An 18917-nucleotide genomic window follows, 5' to 3' on the forward strand; every position below is an offset into this window, starting at 1 on the left:
CCACTATATTTAACAATGCATTTATGGCTGAAATATAAATAAAGCATATGGATATAGTTTGTCATATCCATATGCTTTTCTTTTAGGTATTACAGCAACCAGATAACAATATGTTATTTCGGGTTTGAAACCACATGCGTTATGCAAATCATACTGTGTATACTTCTTTTTCAAGGAAACTAGTAACTTGTATTTTGACTGGACAATTCAAGTGATTTTTCTCTTCGTTTCTTCAGGGCAATGAGGCTGATCATTTCAAATGCAATTGCTGAAGCAAGCGCTGCGGTTATTTCCCCATGATCATAGGCCGGAAGTACTTCCACCAAATCAAAGCCGACAATGTTTAACCCATCGAGACCACGTACATATTCAAGTGCTTCATGACTGGTTGGGCCTGCAACTTCTGGTGTTCCTGTCCCTGGTGCAAAAGCAGGATCTACGAAATCGATATCGTAGGTGACAAACACCGGGCGATCGTCAGCTACACGTTGGTGGATACGACGGAGCACTTCTTCCTGACCGAGTTTTCTGACTTCCTTCATCGGGATGACTTCAAACCCAAGATCACGTGCATCCTCAATGTCTTCTGGTCCATATAGCGGTCCGCGCATGCCGACTTGAATCGAATGGTCGACGTCGATCAACCCTTCTTCAACTGCTCTTCTGAATGGCGTTCCGTGCATATATTTTTCACCGTAATAATTGTCCCATGTGTCCCCATGAGAATCGAAATGCACGAGTGAGATCGGGCCATGTTTCTTATAAAAAGCCCTGAGGTTTCCGAGTGAGATCGAATGGTCACCGCCGATTATGATCGGGGTAATATCGTTATCGAGAATAGGCTTCAACCCTTCTACGATATTGTCATAGGATCGATGGATGTTACCCGGTACGACGTCAATGTCTCCATAATCAACGCCAGAACAATAATCAAAAATATTAATCTCTTGATCCGGGTTGTAAGGACGTAGCAGTACGGAGAAGTTCCGTACATGCTGAGGACCGTAACGTGTACCGACCCGGTTGGAAGCCGCTGTATCAAATGGGACGCCGACAATGACAAAATCCACGTCCTCTGTTGTCTGTATGTTTTCCAATCTCATAAAGGTTCTCACACCTGTAAAACGTGGTGATTTAGAAGAATCTTTCGGTTGATACATGGAATCACTCCTAATCTATTTCTGGGTGTTTCTATTAAAACACCAAGTTTCCCTCATATACAAACTCATGTTTCATAGTTAAGCATGCTGCGTTTTACGATTTCTAGCAGAGAATTTTTCCAGTGCTTCATCAAGCATAGCGATACCGTCATCGATTTGTTCCTTCGAGACACTTAATGGCGGTATCATCCGGATCACTTCGCCTTTATTTCCACATAGATAAAACAAGACACCTTCCTGCAACGCGTAATCAAGGATTTCCAGTACTGCTTCCCCATCAGGCTCTCCGCTTTCCTGGTCTCTGATTTCAATACCGATCATAAGACCCAGAGAACGTATTTTTCCGATCACCTCGTGTTTTTCCTTTAGCTGTTCTAATTTTTGTGTTGCGTAAGAACTGATGAATCTTGTGTTTTCAAGAAGATTTTCTTCCCTGATCACCTCAATCGTTGCCAATGCCGCTTCACAGGCCAAAGGGTTCCCGCCAAATGTGGTTGCATGGCTCCCAAGCGGCCACTGTTTCATCAAATACTGTGATGCTGCTGTTACACCAATTGGAAGTCCGGATGCGATTCCTTTTGCCATCGCCATGATATCCGGCTCCACCTCAAACGTATTTGCAGCAAACCAGTTCCCTGTCCGGCCAAAGCCTGTCTGTACTTCATCAAAAATGAGCAGGATATCATGATGGTCACACAGTTCCCGGATCTTTTTCACCCAGCTTTTAGGTGGAACAATGTACCCACCTTCTCCGAGGACTGGTTCCAGAATAACAGCCGCCACTTCATCTGAAGGGACTACATGCTGAAATAATTCGGTAAATTCTCTTTCAAGTTTTGCGATCGCTTCCTGTTCTGTTTCTTCAGGATTATAATAAGAAAGCTGATAGGTCAAACCGTTCGGCTGCAGATACTTGCGGTATTTGCTTTTCGATGTACTTACGCCGAGCGAACCGAGTGTTCGTCCGTGAAAGCAGCCTCTGAATGATAAGACATACGGGCGTTTCGTCACATGCTTGGCTAACTTCAACGCACCTTCAACTGCTTCAGTACCACTGTTTCCGAAGAAAAAACAGTCAATGTCACCAGGTGCGATTTCAGCAAGTTCATCAGCTAATTTTAAAATGGAATCATACATGATGACCCCGGAAGGTCCATGAAGTAGTTTATCAGCACCATTTTTGATCGCTTCGACTACTTTCGGATGGCGATGCCCCACATTCGTGACAGCTATGCCTGATGTAAAATCAAGATATTTTTTACCGTCCAGCCCCCAGTAGTAACAGCCTTCTTCTTTTACGACTGGTAAATTCGGGTGATCTTTCGCCATGCTCGGTGCAAGACGCGAGGATAATCGTTCCAAGCGTCCGTCCCATTGTTGTGTCATATCTATCTCTCCTACATCAAATTAGTTATAGATAATTAAAAAGTAAAATCTTCACATAACCTTAAACCGGTGAAATTCACGACACTCCTGCGGGAAAAGCGAGCCAAGCTATACCCCACAGATTTAAGGATCTTCGACTGACAGTCTGTGCAAGTGAGCGAGGAAGCTTTAATACAGGGAAGTGATGTCTAGATCAGCAACCAGTTACTTGGATCACTTCAAACTTCCTCCGGCGGCGACAGCCTCCTCGTAAGTTTTCCAGTGCTAATCGGGTCGCTTCCGCTTTTCGTTTGCCCCCGGGAAGGGAGTGAATTTCGTGAAATCAATCAAAAGAAGAATACGTGTGCCATGACGACGATGATCGGCAAGGTGATGATTGTACGTTGTAAGAAGATGACCACCAGTTCAAATAGATTCAAAGGAATTTTCGATTTGAGCAACAGGATCCCGACTTCAGACATGTAGATCAACTGTGTCAATGAGATTCCTGCGATGACAAACCTCGTCAGCTCACTTTCAATCGATTTCCCTACTACTGCCGGCAGGAACATGTCCGCAAACCCTACAAGCATCGCAGGTGCAGCCGCTTTAGCTTCCGGTAGCTGCATAAGCTCCAGGATTGGAACGAATGGATAAGCCAGATAGTCGAATACAGGTGTGAATTCAGCTAGTACAAGCGCAATCGTTCCAAGTGCCATTACAAGTGGGATCAAACCGAACCAAATATCAAGCACATTCTGGAACCCGCTGACTACCACGTTTTTCGCACTTTTCACTTCACTGGCTTTTCCGACTGCTTTATCTACAGCCCACTGGGAACGGGAAACACCATCTGGTACGTCTTCTGAAATCTGTTTTCCGACCGGTTCATAGTAAGTTTCTTCTTTTCTAGATAACGGTGGAATTCGCGGACAGATGACCGCTGCAATCAACCCTGATACCACCACCGTCAGGTAAAATGGAACAAACATATGATCCAAGCCGATGAAACTGATCACGACGAGACTGAAGGCGATGGATGCGACAGAAAAGTTCGTCGCGATGACCGCAGCTTCCCGCTTCGAGTAATAACCTTCCTCATATTGCTTTGTTGTGATCAAGACTCCAACTGTGCCGCTTCCCATCCAGGAAGCCATTGCATCGATGGAAGAACGTCCTGGAAGTTTGAACAACGGGCGCATGATCTTCCGTACCACGGTTCCGATGTATTCCATAAGTCCGAAATCGAGTAATAGCGGCATCAATAGTCCGGCAAATAGAAACCATGTTGTTAATACCGGAACAAGTGAGAATAAGACTGTGCCCCCGGTAAAATCGGACCAAATGAATTCTGGACCGAGCTGGTTCAAGGTCATGATCGCAAAGACCGATCCAAGTACGCGCATCGTTATCCAGAAACCACTCACATTAAACAAATCATCGAGAAAACGTGAACGTACGATCCAATCGGGTTGCATGAACCTTCCTACAAATGAAAGCACCACGGATAAAATCAAGACCGCTGTCATAAATAATGGTAAATGAGGATTGAAGACTGCTTGCAGGCTTTCTGCTAAAACCCCGACACCGATTGTCCACTTTCCCTGATATGGTATAGGCACTAAAAACAAGAAGAGTCCCAGCAGCGATGGAATAATGAATTTCAGCCTGTCCCTTGACGAATAAGAAACAGGCTGTTCTGTGATGTCTTGTTCAAACACCACTTTTCTTTCAGCTCTCACAATATTCATCCTTTCTGATTTGGATCACGAATTTGGTTTTACCAATATTAATGCAAGTTTCATGCCAAATTCACTTTATTCCGTATTCTTTAAATTTTCTGACGACAGAAGGTTGACTGATACCTAGATGTTTTGCAACCTCCGTCGTAGTTTTATAGTTTTGCTTCGCTTCTATCAGTACGCGTTTTTCTACCTGTTTTAAAGTTTTTTTCAATGGCTGGTGTCCCTGATTGGCTGGAACGTGTTCATTTCTTTCTTTGACGTAAGACTCCGGTAAATCGTGGATCGAAATGATTGGAGAGGGGGATGTCACCACGATACGTTCAATCAAATTCATCAACTCACGTACATTCCCCTTCCACTCGTTGTTCAATAATTGTTGCATCACCGCTTCATCCAATTCCCTCTCCCGGTTATGTTTTCTGGAGAATAGATCAAGGAAATGCTTGATTAACAGCATGATATCAACTGATCGTTCTCGAAGTGGCGGGATCGTGATCGGGATGACGTTCAACCGATAATAGAGGTCTTTTCTGAACTTCTTCTCATCAACCAGTGCCTCGAGCGGTTGGTTCGTCGCGGAAATCAAACGGAAATCAACTTTTCTCACCTTCGTACCCCCGACCCGGTAGAAGGACTTCTCCTGTATGAATTTCAGTACTTTTACCTGATGTTCGAGAGGCAATTCACCGATTTCATCAAGAAATAATGTTCCTCCTTCTGCAAGTTCAACAAGCCCCATTTTCCCATTGCTGCTTGCACCGGAGAATGAGCCGCCTTCATATCCGAAAAACTCAGCCTCAAAAAGCGAGTGTGGAATCGCACCACAGTTCACCTCGATGAACGGCTTGTTTTTCCTTGGACTCTGGTTATGGATGTACTTCGCAAGTTGTGTTTTCCCCACACCTGACTCGCCAAGGAGAAGGACGTTCACATCCACTTCTGCCACCTGGCTTGCAACCATCAGGCACCTTTCCATTTCCCTATCCTTCGTAATGATTCCATCGTTGTTGAAGTTTTGATTACGTAATCTTTTCAGTTCATTTTTTACTCGGTCCATCTCATCTTGCATTTCAAAGAAATAGCTCTTCATTTTCATCAATTCCGTAATATCGTGTGAATAGCTTACTACACGCCAGAGCTCCCCATCCTGGTTACATACTGGAACACCGGTGACCAGGAGCTTTTTGCCGTTATGAGTGGATTGTACAATTGTCTGTTTCTCTTTGGTTTTCAATACCAACGGAGTGATGATCGGTGTAAAAACCCCTTCCCGTTCAAGGTCATAGACCGAACGGCCAAGTAGATCATCGGGCTCGATGTCATAAATGCTGCTGGTCGTATCGGTCACTTTTAAAATCGTACCATCTAAATTGGTGACGAGAATGTCATCTTTCAAAGAATGGAGCATGACTTCATTTTCATCGAAATTTTTTTGTTTTTCTTCCATAAGTAGACGATTACTCCTTTCACGAGACAGCTTGTATTATTCATTTTTGAATAGATTATCAGCTTAATAGCTTTCATAGCAGGACAAACCTATTATTATTCATTTCTGAATATTATTTATTTTTAAATATAACGTAAAGAGGACATTTTCTCAAAGGTTCTCCAAGATATCACGTTGGATTGTCGGTGAAATTTCTTTGCATTTGGTGTAAAAAAGTAACCTCTGGCCGGATTAGCTTCCAAACCCGCCGGAATAACGAAGCCAAAGTATTTATTGCATAAAAATAATAGACAATTCTCCTCCGCTTCCAACATACATTTATACGAGACAAGCTGATTAAGGAGGGATTTTGTGAAGGTTTTATTCATCCCCAAGAAATGGGGTTTATTTATCGCTATCTGTATCTTCCTCGGTTTTGGAACATGGTACATGGTAAAGCCGGAAGTTGTGGAGACTATTGGGACAGCATCTGCAGAAAAGAAAGTCATTAATATGGTTACCGGGGAATTAAAATCGACAATGGATAACGGAGAGGAAATTGAAGCTTACCGTTGGGACCCTGGAACCATTTATATTCCCCATGATAAACCCGTTGAACTGAGCATATTTGGAGTAAACGGTAAAGAACATCCATTTTATATTGAAGGTACTAACATTAAAGGAACAGTTAAAAAAGGCGAAGAAACCATTTTACAACTGCATTTTAAAAAAGAAGGAATTTACAGGCTTATTTGCAAAACACACCCTGATATCGGACATAATGGTCCGATGATCGCTTATATTGTAGTCGATTAGCCAATCAAATCTTATATTTTCAAATACTAAAAGGCGAACCTATTTACTTAGGTGTACGCCTTTTAATACGTTGATTTGCTAATGATGATAATGGTCTGTTTACTTTCTTTTAAACAATAAAGTTAAACGAAAAAAGTTGTTACCAATACTTGACAGGACACCTTGTAGTGTCATATTATAGTTATATAAAATATGACACCATTAAGTGTCTAATCTAGACAAAGATAAGGAGAAGGGTGGAATTGAATAAGAAAAGCGAAACGAGAGATGTTTATAGCGCTGTTGCCGATCCTACACGTCGTAAATTACTTCGGTTATTGGCTGAAACAGGTGAGTCCCCCCTCCATATGTTGACTCCGCATTTCCAAATGGGACGTACAGCTGTTTCAAAACATTTGTCAATCCTAAAGGATGCAGATTTGGTAAAGGAGAAAAAAGTCGGACGGGAAACCCGTTATCGACTTAACGCTGAACCACTCAAAGAAATTGAAGACTGGGTATCCTTTTACACGAAATTCTGGAATAAAAGAGCGGAACTTTTACGTCAATTATTACAGGAGGAAAAGAATGAAACCTGAAATTTCACTGGATTTCCAATTTGACAGTTCGATCGAGAAGGTATGGCATGCGTTAACCGACTCAACTATGCTGGCGAAATGGGTAATGGATAACAACTTCAAACCGATTGTCGGTCACAAATTCCAGTTTCGTACTGAGCCGACTAAGCATTGGAATGGAATTGTCGATTCTGAAGTGCTAGTTGTAGAGGAGCCTTACAGATTGTCCTACACCTGGGTTACTGCAGGTGAAGACACAACGGTTACGTGGACATTGAAAAAGATTGAAGATGATACCCATCTACATCTTGAACATACCGGATTCCAGAGTGAAAGCCTTTCATACAATGGTGCAAAATACGGATGGGTAAAGATGGGAACTGAACTTGAAACGCTGTTAGCAAGATTTCAATTAAATTAAGGAGGAGAATTCAATGGATGTAATTTCCATCATTCTTCAAAGTTTGTTGGCGGCTTACTTTTTATTTTCAGGGAGTGCTAAGGTGATAGGGGCGAAATACTGGACCGATATTTTCGATGAGCTTAGGCTGCCACAATGGTTTCGTGCCATTACCGGTTTCGTCCAGTTAATCGGAGCAGCTGCATTGGTCATTGGGTATTGGTATGGAGGGGTTGTGGTATGGGCAGGCATTTGGCTGGGCATTACAATGTTGATGGCATGCCTTGCGCATCTAAGGGTAAAAGATCCATTCGGCAAAGCGGCACCTGCCATCGTATTTCTTGTCTTAGTCCTCACACTATTCATCATGAATGCAAACGACCTGATGCTTCCCTTATCATGACATCCAGCTAAAACATGATCACAAAATAACTGCCCTCACAGTGCAGTTATTTTTGTGTGTATGTAAACTATTAATCTATATGAGCAGTTTTATCATAGCCCAGTTATCCCTGTTATCAAAACCATCCAAAGAAGTTGGTTGTAAACATAGAAATGGTTACTATTGAAAGGAACACTAATTGAAGGATCGTATAAATATGATCATTTCTATTTTCCGCATATCTCTTCTTCATAATTGCTCGAACCCCTTCAGTAGCAATTATTAATGCAAAGACAAGAATATGAGTTTCCAAGAACCAGATTCTGTCCATAGGGTCACGCGTGACGTTAGTAAATGCACCGAAAAACAAAACGCCAATAAAACTAAACCGAATTACCCAATCTATTTTTCTATGTCGTTCATTTACATGGTCAAATGAAGAGAAAGTCTTCTTATCAACCTTTAGCCATCTTCTCATTACGGCATTAAATGCTATTGCCAATAATGTCACTATGAGCAGTAGCAGAATTAACTTTAACCAAAACATTGGTTCAATCCCATACAAAAAATCCCCCATTCTTCCCATCTATTATTAAAGGAAAACGGCCCGTACCATTCACGAGCCATTTTTCATCCCTGATTTAGATTTTGCACTCGAGTTATTTCTTTTACTATTATTTCGACTTAGAAAGCTCCGGATCCTCCGCCACCGCCGCCGGCACCACTTCCCCCTGTACTGGAATAACCGCCTGAAGAAGAAGCCGTTGATCGATGTGCTGAATGGAAGCTTGTCGTTGCAACGGACGACACAATAATCAACGTGCTCATGTCCATCGAATAAGCAACTTCCGGGCTCCCAGTTTTCGTATTATAGAAGGCATTCGCATAGTCTTCATTTTTCTTTATGATCTTCTTATTCTTGGTGCCGAGTCCGTAAATAAAGGCGCGCATTCGATCATCCTCTGACCAGGACTGCCAATCGTCTTCGGATAAGCGGAAAAATCTTTCCTTGAATATCTTCCATTCCAATATGATCCTCAGACCTTTATCCGTCTTCGGGTTATAAGCTAATGCGTACGTGATGGTGATGGCCATCAACAAGAGAGCCAATAACATCCACTCAAACAGCTCATAGATTGGAAAAAGGATGACGGGCGGAAGCAACAGGATGCTCGATATCCCTATGCCTGCACGATATTTCGTCTTATCCTCATAAAGGTTGTGTTCCTTCGTTTCTTCTGCTACAGCTTGTTTCCATCTGGTCTCAAATTTTTGATAGGTTTCGTGATTGTTTTTCTTTTTCGCATAGTTGGTCAAGTCATCCAAGCTGAATTCATCGCTTTCGCCGATTTCATCGAACAGCCATTCCATGAGGATCCTCTCGTGTTTCATAGTGCCATCACGTTTGAGGATACGGAACCGCTCCTCAGAAACATTCTCCACATAGCCTTGACGGACAAGGTCCATTAAAGCTGCTGACATAGCTTCCGGCGGCAGCAGTTTATAATTTGTAAAATGAATCGTTGCGGGCATGCTCATCCGGAGTGCCGGGATTCGATCAGAAAGGTTCGTTTCCCTTTCCACAGCTCGTTTTTGGTTGAGACTCCGGATCACGGTCCTCAACATCAGTCCAAGGATAATGAGTCCGAAGATCGGGATGACGATTAAACCGATCATGTTGATTTTATTACGCATCTCGGCTTTTGCGGCATAATCATTGTACAATTGTTGCTGTGCTTTATAGATTTCGCCTTTCATTTCTTTGTCAGATGTATCGGTCGCCGCTGGAAAAAGAGCCTTATCATAGGCGACGCGGATGTCACCGTTCTTGCCATCGGAAACCTTTCCGAACTTGTATACAACAGTGCCATCGTTCTGGACTGCTGCTTTATCAAAAGCTTCATCATACCCAAAAGCGATGACATCATTTGTCTCACGAGGCGGATGGATCGTTACCGTGAGATTTTCATAGGTTGATTCATTGCTTTTATCAAAAAACGGCCAGTAGAACTCCCCTACGTCGGAATAGACATCAACTCCACCGTCGATAATGTACTTGAGATCGACTGTAATAATTTCGTCTTTCCCTTTCCGATGAACTTTATAGAGTGTTTCATCTTTTTCGATTTCCAATTCTTGTCCGTTTTCACTCGCCTGAAATTTGGCAATCGATGTTCCGTTTTTCGGTATCAATTCTCTCGTAATACCGTTAAATTTCCCTTCAAATTCATAGGTGTGCTTTTCTTCAACGATTACGTTTCCGTTTTCCTGCAGGTAAGCATCGAATTGTGTACGGGTAATCGAATAGTCCACCGCAAACGCCTCAGTAGGAAACAGAAGTAACGAAACGATGAAGATCATTATAGGAATGAAACGTTTGAACATTTTCAACACCTGCTTTCATATAACTCTACGAAAACAGGATATGAAAGGTTTCATGAGATCTTTTATATCCTTGTTGCCATTATTTTGCTTGATCGAGGATTGGAACCAACAACTCTACCTGCTCTTCATCACCCCCCTCTTCAGCGTAGAAGATCTCCATCGGAAATGAACGATCGAACCATTTCTGTTTAAAGCCATTGTTCCTCATCCACTCGAATAATTTCGTATACCCCTCTTCAATCGTCCTGTTTGTACAGGTGATTTTAGCATATTTCGTAGCAGGTATATGGAGTCCGAGCATTCCTTCTGGGATCGATTCTAAATCATGGACTTCGAGACATCCGAAGTATGTTGCCACGATTTCATTGCACATATAAGGCGCATAGATGACGTTGGGGTCTACAGCATTTTTGATTTCATTTGTCCTTTTCTCGAATTCATCATGGATATCCATTGCCACCTTCGGAAAGGCATCAGGGAAATTAGCTGTAATACTTTGACCGACCATTTTGAATTCTTTCTCCATTACTTCACAATCAAAGATCGCTTTCGTTTTTTGTTGCATGTTCATTCATCCTTTCAAATTTTCAGTAGTGGGACAAAACAAAAGACCCTACCAATTGCCGGTACGGTCATGATGACTTTGGAGAGTAGACATATAGTGATTCTCCGAAATCCAGATTTCCCCTCTCATTTTTTAAAAAATTTGTGTGGATTACATCATTCTCCTCATCCATAGATAAATAAGGATGAAGAGTATTTCGAGGATGACCAATTTCAACACACGGGATTTCTTCTCTGATTTCTTGAAATCCAGAATGATTTCGATCAAAATGACGGCCATGGTTACATACAATGTCGTCTCGATCAGTACGACGGCAAACATGAAAATGTACCAAGGAACGAAGAAAGATAGGAGGATTCCAAGCCCGCTGACAATGAACATTGGAATCAGTTTTACTTTCAAAGATTTCTGGTTTGTAAATGCCCAGATCTGATAAAGACCAAATGCCAAGAACAACAATACATATTTAATCAGGAAGACAGGATCCATAGTACCTTCTCCTTGTCACAGTATTTATTACATAGGGTTAGACGTTTATAGGAGGAATAGGATTCAACATTTATAAAATTCTCTCCTCCCTCCCCCAACTATAATTTTTTCAATAATAAACCGAAAATTCACAATTTACATACTAAGAAGACTCCTATATAATGGTTATACAGTTCGTTCAATATATACTAAACAAACTGTATATATTGTATATAGTAATTCTCAGTCGTAATGTCACTTCTTCTAAATGAATGAAGTGACATTGATAATAAATCATTTTAGGAGTTGGTTCAGGAATGTTTAGGAGAAGTTTTCTAATTCCACTGATGGGTTTGATGCTGGCATTAGTGGGATGCTCGGACAATGGCGGCGGGGATGCCAATGGTCAGAAGCCGGAATCGTTGGTTATCGGTCTTGGCGGGGATGCCGTTTCGCTCGACCCGGCTGAAGTCACGGATTCAGTCTCAGAAAATGTATCACAAAGCATTTTAGAAACATTGGTCACGTTCGCTGAAGGGGAAACGGAAGTGAAACCTCTTCTTGCAAAAGAATGGACAGAGTCCGATGATGGTTTGACGTATACACTCACAATTGAAGAAGGAGTACAATTCCATGATGGCACTCCTTTAAATGCGGAGGCTGTCGTTTATAACTTTGAACGCTGGATGAATGCTGATGAGGACAAATTCTTCATGTACGGATCCGTATTCGGTGGTTACAAGGGTGATGAGAATCATGCAATCGAATCTGTAAAAGCAGTTGATGACCATAAGGTTGAATTCAAATTGAAGTATCCAAAACCTACATTCTTGAAGGACCTTGCCTTGACCCCCTTCTCGATCTCAAGCCCTGAAGCAATCGAAGAACATGGAGAGAACTATGGCAGCAATCCGGTCGGTACCGGACCGTTCACGTTTCAAGAATGGAAACGGAAGAACAGGGTGGTCTTGAACAAAAATGAAGAGTATTGGGTTGATGGTTATCCGAAAGTGAACCAGGTTGTTTTCCGTGTCATTCCGGATAACAGCAACCGCCTCAATGCACTGAAGAGCGGTGAAATCCACTTAATGGATGGTCTTTCACCTGAAAATATCGAGGAAATCGAAAACGATGAAAACTTCAAAGTCTTTTCGAGACCTTCCCTTAACATCGGTTATTTAGGATTCAACGTCGAGAAAGAACCGTTCGACGATAAACTAGTTCGTCAAGCATTGAACCATGCAGTGGATAAGGGAGCGATCATCAAGGCCTTCTTCGCCGGTCAAGCAGAGCCTGCAAAGAATCCGATCCCTCCAGTGGTCCAAGGTTATAACGATGAAATTGAAGAATACGAATATGACCCTGAAAAAGCAAAAGAACTACTGGATAAAGCAGGTCATCCAGACGGTTTTAAAATGGAATTATGGGCAATGCCTGTAGCACGTCCTTATATGCCTGATGCGAATAAAGTAGCTGAATCCATCCAATCCGACCTTTCAAAAGTCGGTGTTGAGGCGGAGATCGTATCTTACGAATGGGCTACTTATCTAGACAAAGTCAAAAAAGGCGAAGCAGATTCATTTATTCTCGGTTGGACAGGAACAAATGGTGATGCCGATGATTTCATTTACAACTTATGGCATGAAGATAACATTGGCAGCTTGAATTCAACACGTTATGCAAATGATGAAGTGAACAGTCTGTTAAGTGAAGCGCGGAAAATTACCGATCAAGAAAAGCGCAATGATCTGTATGGACGTGTTCAGGAAATCATGCATGAAGATCCGCCGATCGTTCCTTTGGTCCATGCCACACCAGCCCTAGCAGGGAGAGCTGATCTGCAAGGCTTCGATCCGCATCCAACCGGACGGATCATCACGACGGAAATTTCCTTCGAGTAAATGAACAGTCATTTAGTCTAACTTTAATTTTGGAGGCGTTATCTTGTTGTTACAAAAGGCATTTAATCAATTAGAAAAAATTTTTCCAGAGATGGTGGACATCCGTAGAGATCTGCATATGCATCCCGAAATCTCTTTTCAGGAAAAACGCACACCGGAACTGATTGCGAAATACTTGAAAGACTTAGGGTTGGAAGTAAAAACGAAAGTCGGCGGAAACGGTGTCGTTGGTCGCTTGAAGGGTGGAAAACCTGGAAAGACCATTGCACTGCGGGCTGACTTCGATGCTTTACTCGTCAATGATGAAAAGGATGTTCCCTACAAATCCAGGGTTCCCGGCGTCAGCCATGCATGCGGCCACGACATCCATACTGGTGCGTTACTTGGGGTCGCGAAAGTATTGAGTGAAGTGAAGGATGACCTTACTGGGGAAGTCGTCTTCCTACATCAGCATGCTGAGGAAATGGCTCCTGGTGGCGCAAAATCGATGGTAGAGGATGGTTGCCTTGAAGGCGTTGACGAAGTGTACGGTGCTCATGTGGAGGTTAATTTTCCGAATGGTTCCGTAGCCCTTAACGATGGATATGTACAAGCCTCATCTGACGCATTTGATATTACGATCAACGGGAAAGGCGGGCACGCCGCTGAACCCCATCGTTCAAAAGACCCTGTTGCAATCGGCAGTCATCTTGTCGTGGACCTTCAAAATATCGTCAGCAGACGTGTGGATCCACTCCACCCTGCACTCGTGACAGTAGGTGCATTCAATAGCGGGGATGCACCTAACGTCATTCCGGATAAAGCTTACTTGAAGGGAACCGTCAGAACCTATGATCAGGATATACGGAAACAAGTCGAAAACGAGCTGAAACTCATCTGTGAAAAAACGGGTGAGAAACACGGTGTAGTCATCGATGTCACTTATAATAGAGGTTACATTTCATTATACAATCACCCTGAACAGACAGCATACATCAAAAAGCTTTCAACTGAAATTGTCGGAGAGGAAAATGTTTTGGTCAAACCACCAGATATGGGTGGAGAAGATTTTGCCTATTACGTCGATGCAGTCCCAGGCACTTTCTTTTGGATCGGTGGCGGAAATTCTGAGATTGATGCCGTGTACCCGCATCATCACCCGAAATTCGATGTGGATGAAGAATCCATGCTTCTTATTGGGAAGGTTTTCATTTCGGCTGTGTTAAATCAGTCATGATATTTCGACATGATATACATTACATCCTCTTTGGTCTAAAATAGAGTAAAAGAATCAAATCCAGTTAGAAAATCAAAGGTGTGTTTCACTTGAATGAAAAGTTTAAAGAGATAAGAGACCGGATCATTGAGCAAAATTCAGAAAGTCAAACATTATACAGCATGCATAATACCCTCAAGCGTTTGATGTCCATTATGTACTATTATGAAAAACCGATGACATTGGATGATATGGCAGCACTTCTGGGAATGAGTAAAGCAAGCATGAGCAATGCCGTCAGGGAACTGATTGAAATCGGCTTAGTTAAGAAGGTTTGGATAAAAGGTGAACGTAAAGACATTTACAAGGTTGAAGAGGATAATTATGACAGTTTCATCAAGTTCTTCTGTTACAATTGGCGTAAACAGATCACCCCAAAGACCAGTTCCATGACAAGGTCGATCAGGGAATTGAAGCAATTGGCCGAAGAAGACGGTCTTGACGAAGAAACAAAAGATTTTATTCAGAAAGACCTCGAAAAGCTTTACGACGGTTTGGACTATCTTTCCTGGGTCAGTGGTGTAATTGAATTGTTTGAAACTCATGAAATCTTTGACTATGTACCGAAGAAAGAGAGAAAGATCAATAATCGTTGATATTAAGAGCACCTGGGAACAGGTGCTTCTTTGTATGGAACAAACTTTTCTTAAAATTTGATGTAAATTTAACATTCAATCGGAAAAAATCGATCCCAGTCCATTTTAAATGGATAAAAAACACCCCACACTACAAGCCCCTTCAGCTTGTATATTCAATAAGTATTTTTCAGCTGCAGGAATATTCGCCATTGTTTTCCCTTCGTAAGATTGCTTATCCTTCAATTCAACAGTAAAACTCACAGAACCGAGACTCAGAGCGTCCATCTCAGTGATTAATCTAATGACAATTGACCATCTTGGCTAATTTCCATTCTCTGTATAGATAGCTTCGGCAGGGAGACAATTATAACAATAGTCATTTTTAGGAAGGGATATCGAATCATGGATCAATTTTTAACAGAGCTGAAGGAAAAGTTCAGGAACAGTGATGATTTGTTTCTTCAACAGGAAGTAATTCTTGATGTTCCCGTTTCATTTGTAGGTTTCAAGACATTGATTGATGTTACAAAAACCAGAACATCCCTTCAAAAGTACATAGAGACTGCTATACTCTCCCAAAAGACGATAGGTGAACTACTGAATGAATTAGGTGAGATAAAAGAGAAAGACTTGGAAGAAGCAGTTTCATCCATTATGACAGGGAAATTGCTAATCGTTATCAAAAATCATCGTAAATTTGTAGTTATAGAACCTGTCCCCAAAAGATTGAGTCGGGCAATTGAACTGCCTACAAACGAAAATGTGCTACAAGGCGCATTATCTTCATTTAATGAAGATATTGAGACCAACATTGGTCTGATCAGAAAGCAAATCAATTCAAGCAACATACGGTCAGAATCCTTTTCGGTCGGTCCTGAACAGAAAACGAAACTCTCAATGGTCTACTTTGATGGTCAAGTCGATAAAAAGTTGGTAGAGAAAATCAGGTCTATGCTCGATAAGAATCAAGACCGAGAAATAAATAACTTGCAAGATTTGGCGAAAACGTTAGGATTTTCGGGTTGGTCCGTCATTTCAAGAATCTGTACGACTGAACTTCCTTCAGAAACAGTTCCTTTTTTAAGAAAAGGAAGGGTAGCATTATTTGTTGACCGTTATCCTTTCGCACTCATTCTTCCAAGTTTTTTATGGGATATGTTTGCGCTCGAAAACGATCGGAATTATCCCATTATCTTGATGCTTTCGATACGCACCGTTCGTGTCATCGGCATTCTCGTAACATTGATCTTACCAGCTTTATATGTCGCCCTTGTGGCAGTCAATCCTGAAGTATTACGGATAGAGCTTGCGCTGAGCGTTGCCCAGAGTCGAGAAGCGATTCCCTACCCTGCTTTAGTCGAGATATTATTGATGCTTATCATATTGGAATTAATCATCGAGGCGACGATCAGACTACCTAGTACGATCGGTCCGACAATCACAATGGTCGGGGGAATCATCCTTGGACAGGCTGTAGTGGAAGCAAAACTGGTGAGCACCTTGCTGATCATTATTCTAGCAGCTACTACAATCGCAAATTCGACATTGGTAGGAATACAAAATTCCCTGGCAGTACGTTTCTTCAAATATGTAATGGTCCTATTAGCATCCATCTATGGCATTTTAGGAATATTGGGAGGCATCGTATTGATCAGTGCGTATCTGGCAAGTATTGAAACGTTCGGTATATCATATCTTCACATGAATTATGAAAAGGAAGGAACCAAATATGGATAGAAGTTTTCATGTTGTTCTGATGTACCTTCTGATACATTTAGGACTCATATTCTTTTTATACCCAAACGATATCATCAGCAGCTCGGATGAAGGACATTGGATGCCGATTATGATCGGGTTCCTTGTTCATTTTGTCTTTCTTTGGATTTATATGAAGGGATTGAGCTTTTTCCCAAAAAAGAACATTATCGATATTTATTCCGAGATTGGCAAAGGCATTTCAACTTTTTTTCTTTTGCCGGTTTTTATTTATTTGCTGTTCGTGGATATCATCGGCGTTCGAGCTTATTCTGAAATTATAACCATCATCTTTCTATCAAATACTCCCTCCTGGGCTATCATCGTATTACTCCTTTTCATATCCGCCTTTTTAGCTTCAAAAGGGGCTGAAGTGATTTTCCGTACAGGGATCATATTGGCATTGGTATTTTTTCCGATCATCTTTTTCGTATTGATCGCTTCCTTTCAAAACATTGATTGGTACTATCTGTTCCCGCTAATTGACGACGATTTCCATTTCATTACATCCCCTTATTATCTGAAAAGTTTTTCTGCATTTATAGGAGGTTTTCTGTTTCTTGGTTTTGTGACCCCATACTTAGCTTATAATCGAAAAAAAGTTCTGACAGCAGCAATGCTCCTGATCCCTTTTTTTCTTTTGGCCGTTTATATTCCTGTTCTTACTTTTGGTCGTAGCACTGCATCAACCTTCCTATTCCCATATGTCATGACTGTTGACTCGACCTATATCAATTGGCTGATGTTCGATCGTGTAACGATGTTCTTCATCCTATGTCTGATCACATTTATCATGCTGCAAGTTTCCTTGGTATTGTGGATGGCTTATCAGATCATGAACCACTGGATCCCACATAAGCCTGTTTATAATGTTTTGGCATTAGCTATAGGCATTTTCATAACGTCTGTAATGATCATTGATTGGAAGACGGTTGAAAAATTGTTATGGTTGAATTCATTTTTGCGGTTCTATGTAATATTTACAGTTCCATTATCGATTTATTTTATAGGGCGCCGAAGGGAGGGACGAGGATGAGAACAATTCCTGTAAAGATATGGATTATGATATGTTCTGTATTTCTATTAAACGGATGCTGGGATACCAAGGATATCAATCATCGCTCTTTGCCAATCGTAATGGGTGTTTCTATGTTCGGTGACCAATATAAAATCCACCTTCAAATTCCCGATCCTGATCCGGATACGATGCAGGTAAAAATTGTGACGGAAATGGGAGAAACAGTAAGTAAAGCAGTTGATAAGATTAGTGCCAATATGGAAAGCAGGATCGATTTGCTGCATGTAAAAGTGATAGTGATTGACAAGGAGTTAGCGAAGAAAGGGGTTAAAGATCTCATCTCTGGATTCATGAGGGCACGCGAGGTTTCACCGAAAGCATTGATCGTAGTCAGCGATGAAGAGATTGAGCCATTCTTTACCCACTTGAAAAAGACAACAGATCCTCAAGGTACCACCCTCTTTGATTTTTTTGATAAAGACGCAGGATGGAATCCGCAAATTGCGCTTACAAGAGTGTGGCAAGTCTATCGCAGTATTCATTCCTATACGAGGGATGTCGCTGTGCCTATTATAAAATCCGGTGACAGTACAGGCGTGGAACATCTTGGGTCTGCTGTCATTAAAAATGGCAAGATGGTTGAACGCATCGAGACAGACGAAACGCTGCTTGTCAATGCCTTCTATGAGGAAAGCACATATGGGAAAGTCGAAGTCATGGATGAAGCGACAGTCATGATTGTAAACAATACGATGAAACACAACAGTGAAATCATCGACCAGATTCCCTATTTGAACAGCCAGCTCCATTTGAAAGTTGTCCTCTTAGAGACCAAAGGAAACCCAACTGAAAAAGAAATAAGGGCTTCTCTTGAAAAACTGCTTACAAATCGCTTCAACGAGATGTTCACTAAAATACAAGAGAGTGAAGCTGACATTCTAGGAGTGGGCCAATATTTCAGGACTAAAATCCAGAGAGAAAAGCTGAAAAATTGGCGTTCCAAACAATATCCCAATTTAAAGATGGACTTTCAAGTCCATGTGGTCATCCAAAATGAAGGGCAACTTAAATTAGTGGCTGATTAATACGACCGTGAAGATCATGATGCACCGATATGATAATTATCTGTTATTTTGATCGT

Annotated in this window: 19 protein-coding genes; 10 read left to right on the forward strand and 9 right to left on the reverse strand. The window is 41.7% G+C overall.

Annotated features, from left to right (window positions below; all coding sequences use genetic code 11):
* Positions 1-179: 179 nt before the first annotated feature.
* The 4 genes from speB to KOL94_RS17240 all read right to left on the reverse strand — a co-directional run bounded on the left by speB (position 180) and on the right by KOL94_RS17240 (position 5717).
* Positions 180-1160, reverse strand: a complete 981-nt coding sequence (gene speB, locus KOL94_RS17225) for an agmatinase (RefSeq protein ID WP_221567842.1) — start codon at positions 1158-1160, stop codon at positions 180-182.
* Between the two features lie 78 nt (positions 1161-1238).
* The gene (locus tag KOL94_RS17230) at positions 1239-2546 is read right to left on the reverse strand and encodes an aspartate aminotransferase family protein (RefSeq protein ID WP_221567843.1); all 1308 of its coding nucleotides are present in this window, start codon (positions 2544-2546) and stop codon (positions 1239-1241) included.
* Positions 2547-2872: 326 nt separating this feature from the next.
* Positions 2873-4276: a YjiH family protein gene (locus KOL94_RS17235; protein ID WP_221567844.1), complete on the reverse strand. Its 1404-nt coding sequence runs from the start codon at positions 4274-4276 to the stop codon at positions 2873-2875.
* 61 nt (positions 4277-4337) lie between these two features.
* Positions 4338-5717 (reverse strand): sigma-54 interaction domain-containing protein, encoded by a 1380-nt coding sequence (locus tag KOL94_RS17240; RefSeq protein ID WP_221567845.1) that lies wholly within the window; start codon positions 5715-5717, stop codon positions 4338-4340.
* Positions 5718-6068: 351 nt separating this feature from the next.
* Here KOL94_RS17240 and KOL94_RS17245 point away from each other — a divergent pair, with 351 nt between their 5' ends.
* The 4 genes from KOL94_RS17245 (at position 6069) to KOL94_RS17260 (ending at position 7872) form a co-directional block, all read left to right on the forward strand.
* Entirely contained in the window at positions 6069-6512 is a 444-nt protein-coding gene (locus KOL94_RS17245) for a cupredoxin domain-containing protein (RefSeq protein ID WP_483298089.1), read from the forward strand.
* A gap of 242 nt (positions 6513-6754) precedes the next feature.
* Positions 6755-7090 carry an ArsR/SmtB family transcription factor gene (locus KOL94_RS17250; protein ID WP_221567846.1) on the forward strand — a complete coding sequence of 112 codons (336 nt, stop codon included), beginning with the start codon at positions 6755-6757 and terminating at the stop codon, positions 7088-7090.
* Entirely contained in the window at positions 7080-7490 is a 411-nt protein-coding gene (locus KOL94_RS17255; RefSeq protein ID WP_221567847.1) for an SRPBCC family protein, read from the forward strand. Before KOL94_RS17250 ends, KOL94_RS17255 begins: the two co-directional genes overlap by 11 nt.
* Before the next feature lie 13 nt (positions 7491-7503).
* The gene (locus KOL94_RS17260; RefSeq protein ID WP_221567848.1) at positions 7504-7872 is read left to right on the forward strand and encodes a DoxX family protein; all 369 of its coding nucleotides are present in this window, start codon (positions 7504-7506) and stop codon (positions 7870-7872) included.
* 115 nt (positions 7873-7987) lie between these two features.
* Here the strand turns inward: KOL94_RS17260 and KOL94_RS17265 are convergent, their stop codons facing one another.
* The 4 genes from KOL94_RS17265 to KOL94_RS17280 all read right to left on the reverse strand — a co-directional run bounded on the left by KOL94_RS17265 (position 7988) and on the right by KOL94_RS17280 (position 11290).
* Positions 7988-8437: a DUF4181 domain-containing protein gene (locus KOL94_RS17265; protein WP_260412503.1), complete on the reverse strand. Its 450-nt coding sequence runs from the start codon at positions 8435-8437 to the stop codon at positions 7988-7990.
* A 98-nt stretch (positions 8438-8535) separates the two neighbouring features.
* Positions 8536-10236, reverse strand: a complete 1701-nt coding sequence (locus KOL94_RS17270; RefSeq protein WP_221567849.1) for a DUF2207 domain-containing protein — start codon at positions 10234-10236, stop codon at positions 8536-8538.
* Between the two features lie 79 nt (positions 10237-10315).
* On the reverse strand, positions 10316-10801 hold the full coding sequence (locus tag KOL94_RS17275) for a GyrI-like domain-containing protein (RefSeq protein ID WP_221567850.1): 486 nt from the start codon (positions 10799-10801) through the stop codon (positions 10316-10318).
* A 150-nt stretch (positions 10802-10951) separates the two neighbouring features.
* A complete protein-coding gene (locus KOL94_RS17280) occupies positions 10952-11290 on the reverse strand; it encodes a hypothetical protein (RefSeq protein WP_221567851.1) in 339 nt (112 codons plus the stop codon).
* A gap of 296 nt (positions 11291-11586) precedes the next feature.
* On the opposite strand from KOL94_RS17280, the gene KOL94_RS17285 reads away from it, so the two are divergent.
* From KOL94_RS17285 to KOL94_RS17295, 3 genes are all read left to right on the forward strand, one after another.
* Positions 11587-13170 (forward strand): ABC transporter substrate-binding protein, encoded by a 1584-nt coding sequence (locus tag KOL94_RS17285; RefSeq protein WP_221567852.1) that lies wholly within the window; start codon positions 11587-11589, stop codon positions 13168-13170.
* Between the two features lie 43 nt (positions 13171-13213).
* Entirely contained in the window at positions 13214-14386 is a 1173-nt protein-coding gene (locus KOL94_RS17290; protein ID WP_260412504.1) for a M20 metallopeptidase family protein, read from the forward strand.
* 89 nt (positions 14387-14475) lie between these two features.
* Positions 14476-15021: a GbsR/MarR family transcriptional regulator gene (locus KOL94_RS17295; RefSeq protein WP_221567853.1), complete on the forward strand. Its 546-nt coding sequence runs from the start codon at positions 14476-14478 to the stop codon at positions 15019-15021.
* Positions 15022-15126: 105 nt separating this feature from the next.
* On the opposite strand, the gene KOL94_RS17300 is transcribed toward KOL94_RS17295, so the two are convergent.
* On the reverse strand, positions 15127-15264 hold the full coding sequence (locus tag KOL94_RS17300) for a hypothetical protein (protein WP_221567854.1): 138 nt from the start codon (positions 15262-15264) through the stop codon (positions 15127-15129).
* A gap of 141 nt (positions 15265-15405) precedes the next feature.
* On the opposite strand from KOL94_RS17300, the gene KOL94_RS17305 reads away from it, so the two are divergent.
* The 3 genes from KOL94_RS17305 to KOL94_RS17315 are packed head-to-tail and all read left to right on the forward strand — an operon-like array spanning position 15406 to position 18861.
* Positions 15406-16740, forward strand: a complete 1335-nt coding sequence (locus KOL94_RS17305) for a spore germination protein (RefSeq protein ID WP_221567855.1) — start codon at positions 15406-15408, stop codon at positions 16738-16740.
* A complete protein-coding gene (locus KOL94_RS17310; RefSeq protein WP_221567856.1) occupies positions 16733-17794 on the forward strand; it encodes a GerAB/ArcD/ProY family transporter in 1062 nt (353 codons plus the stop codon). The genes KOL94_RS17305 and KOL94_RS17310 overlap by 8 nt, the downstream gene beginning before the upstream one ends.
* A complete protein-coding gene (locus KOL94_RS17315) occupies positions 17791-18861 on the forward strand; it encodes a Ger(x)C family spore germination protein (RefSeq protein ID WP_221567857.1) in 1071 nt (356 codons plus the stop codon). Before KOL94_RS17310 ends, KOL94_RS17315 begins: the two co-directional genes overlap by 4 nt.
* Positions 18862-18917 lie beyond the last annotated feature (56 nt).

The sequence above is a fragment of the Alkalihalobacillus sp. TS-13 genome, from assembly GCF_019720915.1.
Taxonomy (GTDB): domain Bacteria; phylum Bacillota; class Bacilli; order Bacillales; family Fictibacillaceae; genus Pseudalkalibacillus.

What these genes read in the sequence shown, in the direction of transcription:
- speB (WP_221567842.1), bottom strand. Translation starts at nt 1,160, where the DNA reads ATGTATCAACCGAAAGATTCTTCTAAATCACCACGTTTTACAGGTGTG.
- KOL94_RS17230 (WP_221567843.1), bottom strand. Translation starts at nt 2,546, where the DNA reads ATGACACAACAATGGGACGGACGCTTGGAACGATTATCCTCGCGTCTT.
- KOL94_RS17235 (WP_221567844.1), bottom strand. Translation starts at nt 4,276, where the DNA reads ATGAATATTGTGAGAGCTGAAAGAAAAGTGGTGTTTGAACAAGACATC.
- KOL94_RS17240 (WP_221567845.1), bottom strand. Translation starts at nt 5,717, where the DNA reads ATGGAAGAAAAACAAAAAAATTTCGATGAAAATGAAGTCATGCTCCAT.
- KOL94_RS17255 (WP_221567847.1), top strand. Translation starts at nt 7,080, where the DNA reads ATGAAACCTGAAATTTCACTGGATTTCCAATTTGACAGTTCGATCGAG.
- KOL94_RS17260 (WP_221567848.1), top strand. Translation starts at nt 7,504, where the DNA reads ATGGATGTAATTTCCATCATTCTTCAAAGTTTGTTGGCGGCTTACTTT.
- KOL94_RS17265 (WP_260412503.1), bottom strand. Translation starts at nt 8,437, where the DNA reads ATGGGAAGAATGGGGGATTTTTTGTATGGGATTGAACCAATGTTTTGG.
- KOL94_RS17270 (WP_221567849.1), bottom strand. Translation starts at nt 10,236, where the DNA reads ATGTTCAAACGTTTCATTCCTATAATGATCTTCATCGTTTCGTTACTT.
- KOL94_RS17275 (WP_221567850.1), bottom strand. Translation starts at nt 10,801, where the DNA reads ATGCAACAAAAAACGAAAGCGATCTTTGATTGTGAAGTAATGGAGAAA.
- KOL94_RS17280 (WP_221567851.1), bottom strand. Translation starts at nt 11,290, where the DNA reads ATGGATCCTGTCTTCCTGATTAAATATGTATTGTTGTTCTTGGCATTT.
- KOL94_RS17285 (WP_221567852.1), top strand. Translation starts at nt 11,587, where the DNA reads ATGTTTAGGAGAAGTTTTCTAATTCCACTGATGGGTTTGATGCTGGCA.
- KOL94_RS17305 (WP_221567855.1), top strand. Translation starts at nt 15,406, where the DNA reads ATGGATCAATTTTTAACAGAGCTGAAGGAAAAGTTCAGGAACAGTGAT.
- KOL94_RS17310 (WP_221567856.1), top strand. Translation starts at nt 16,733, where the DNA reads ATGGATAGAAGTTTTCATGTTGTTCTGATGTACCTTCTGATACATTTA.
- KOL94_RS17315 (WP_221567857.1), top strand. Translation starts at nt 17,791, where the DNA reads ATGAGAACAATTCCTGTAAAGATATGGATTATGATATGTTCTGTATTT.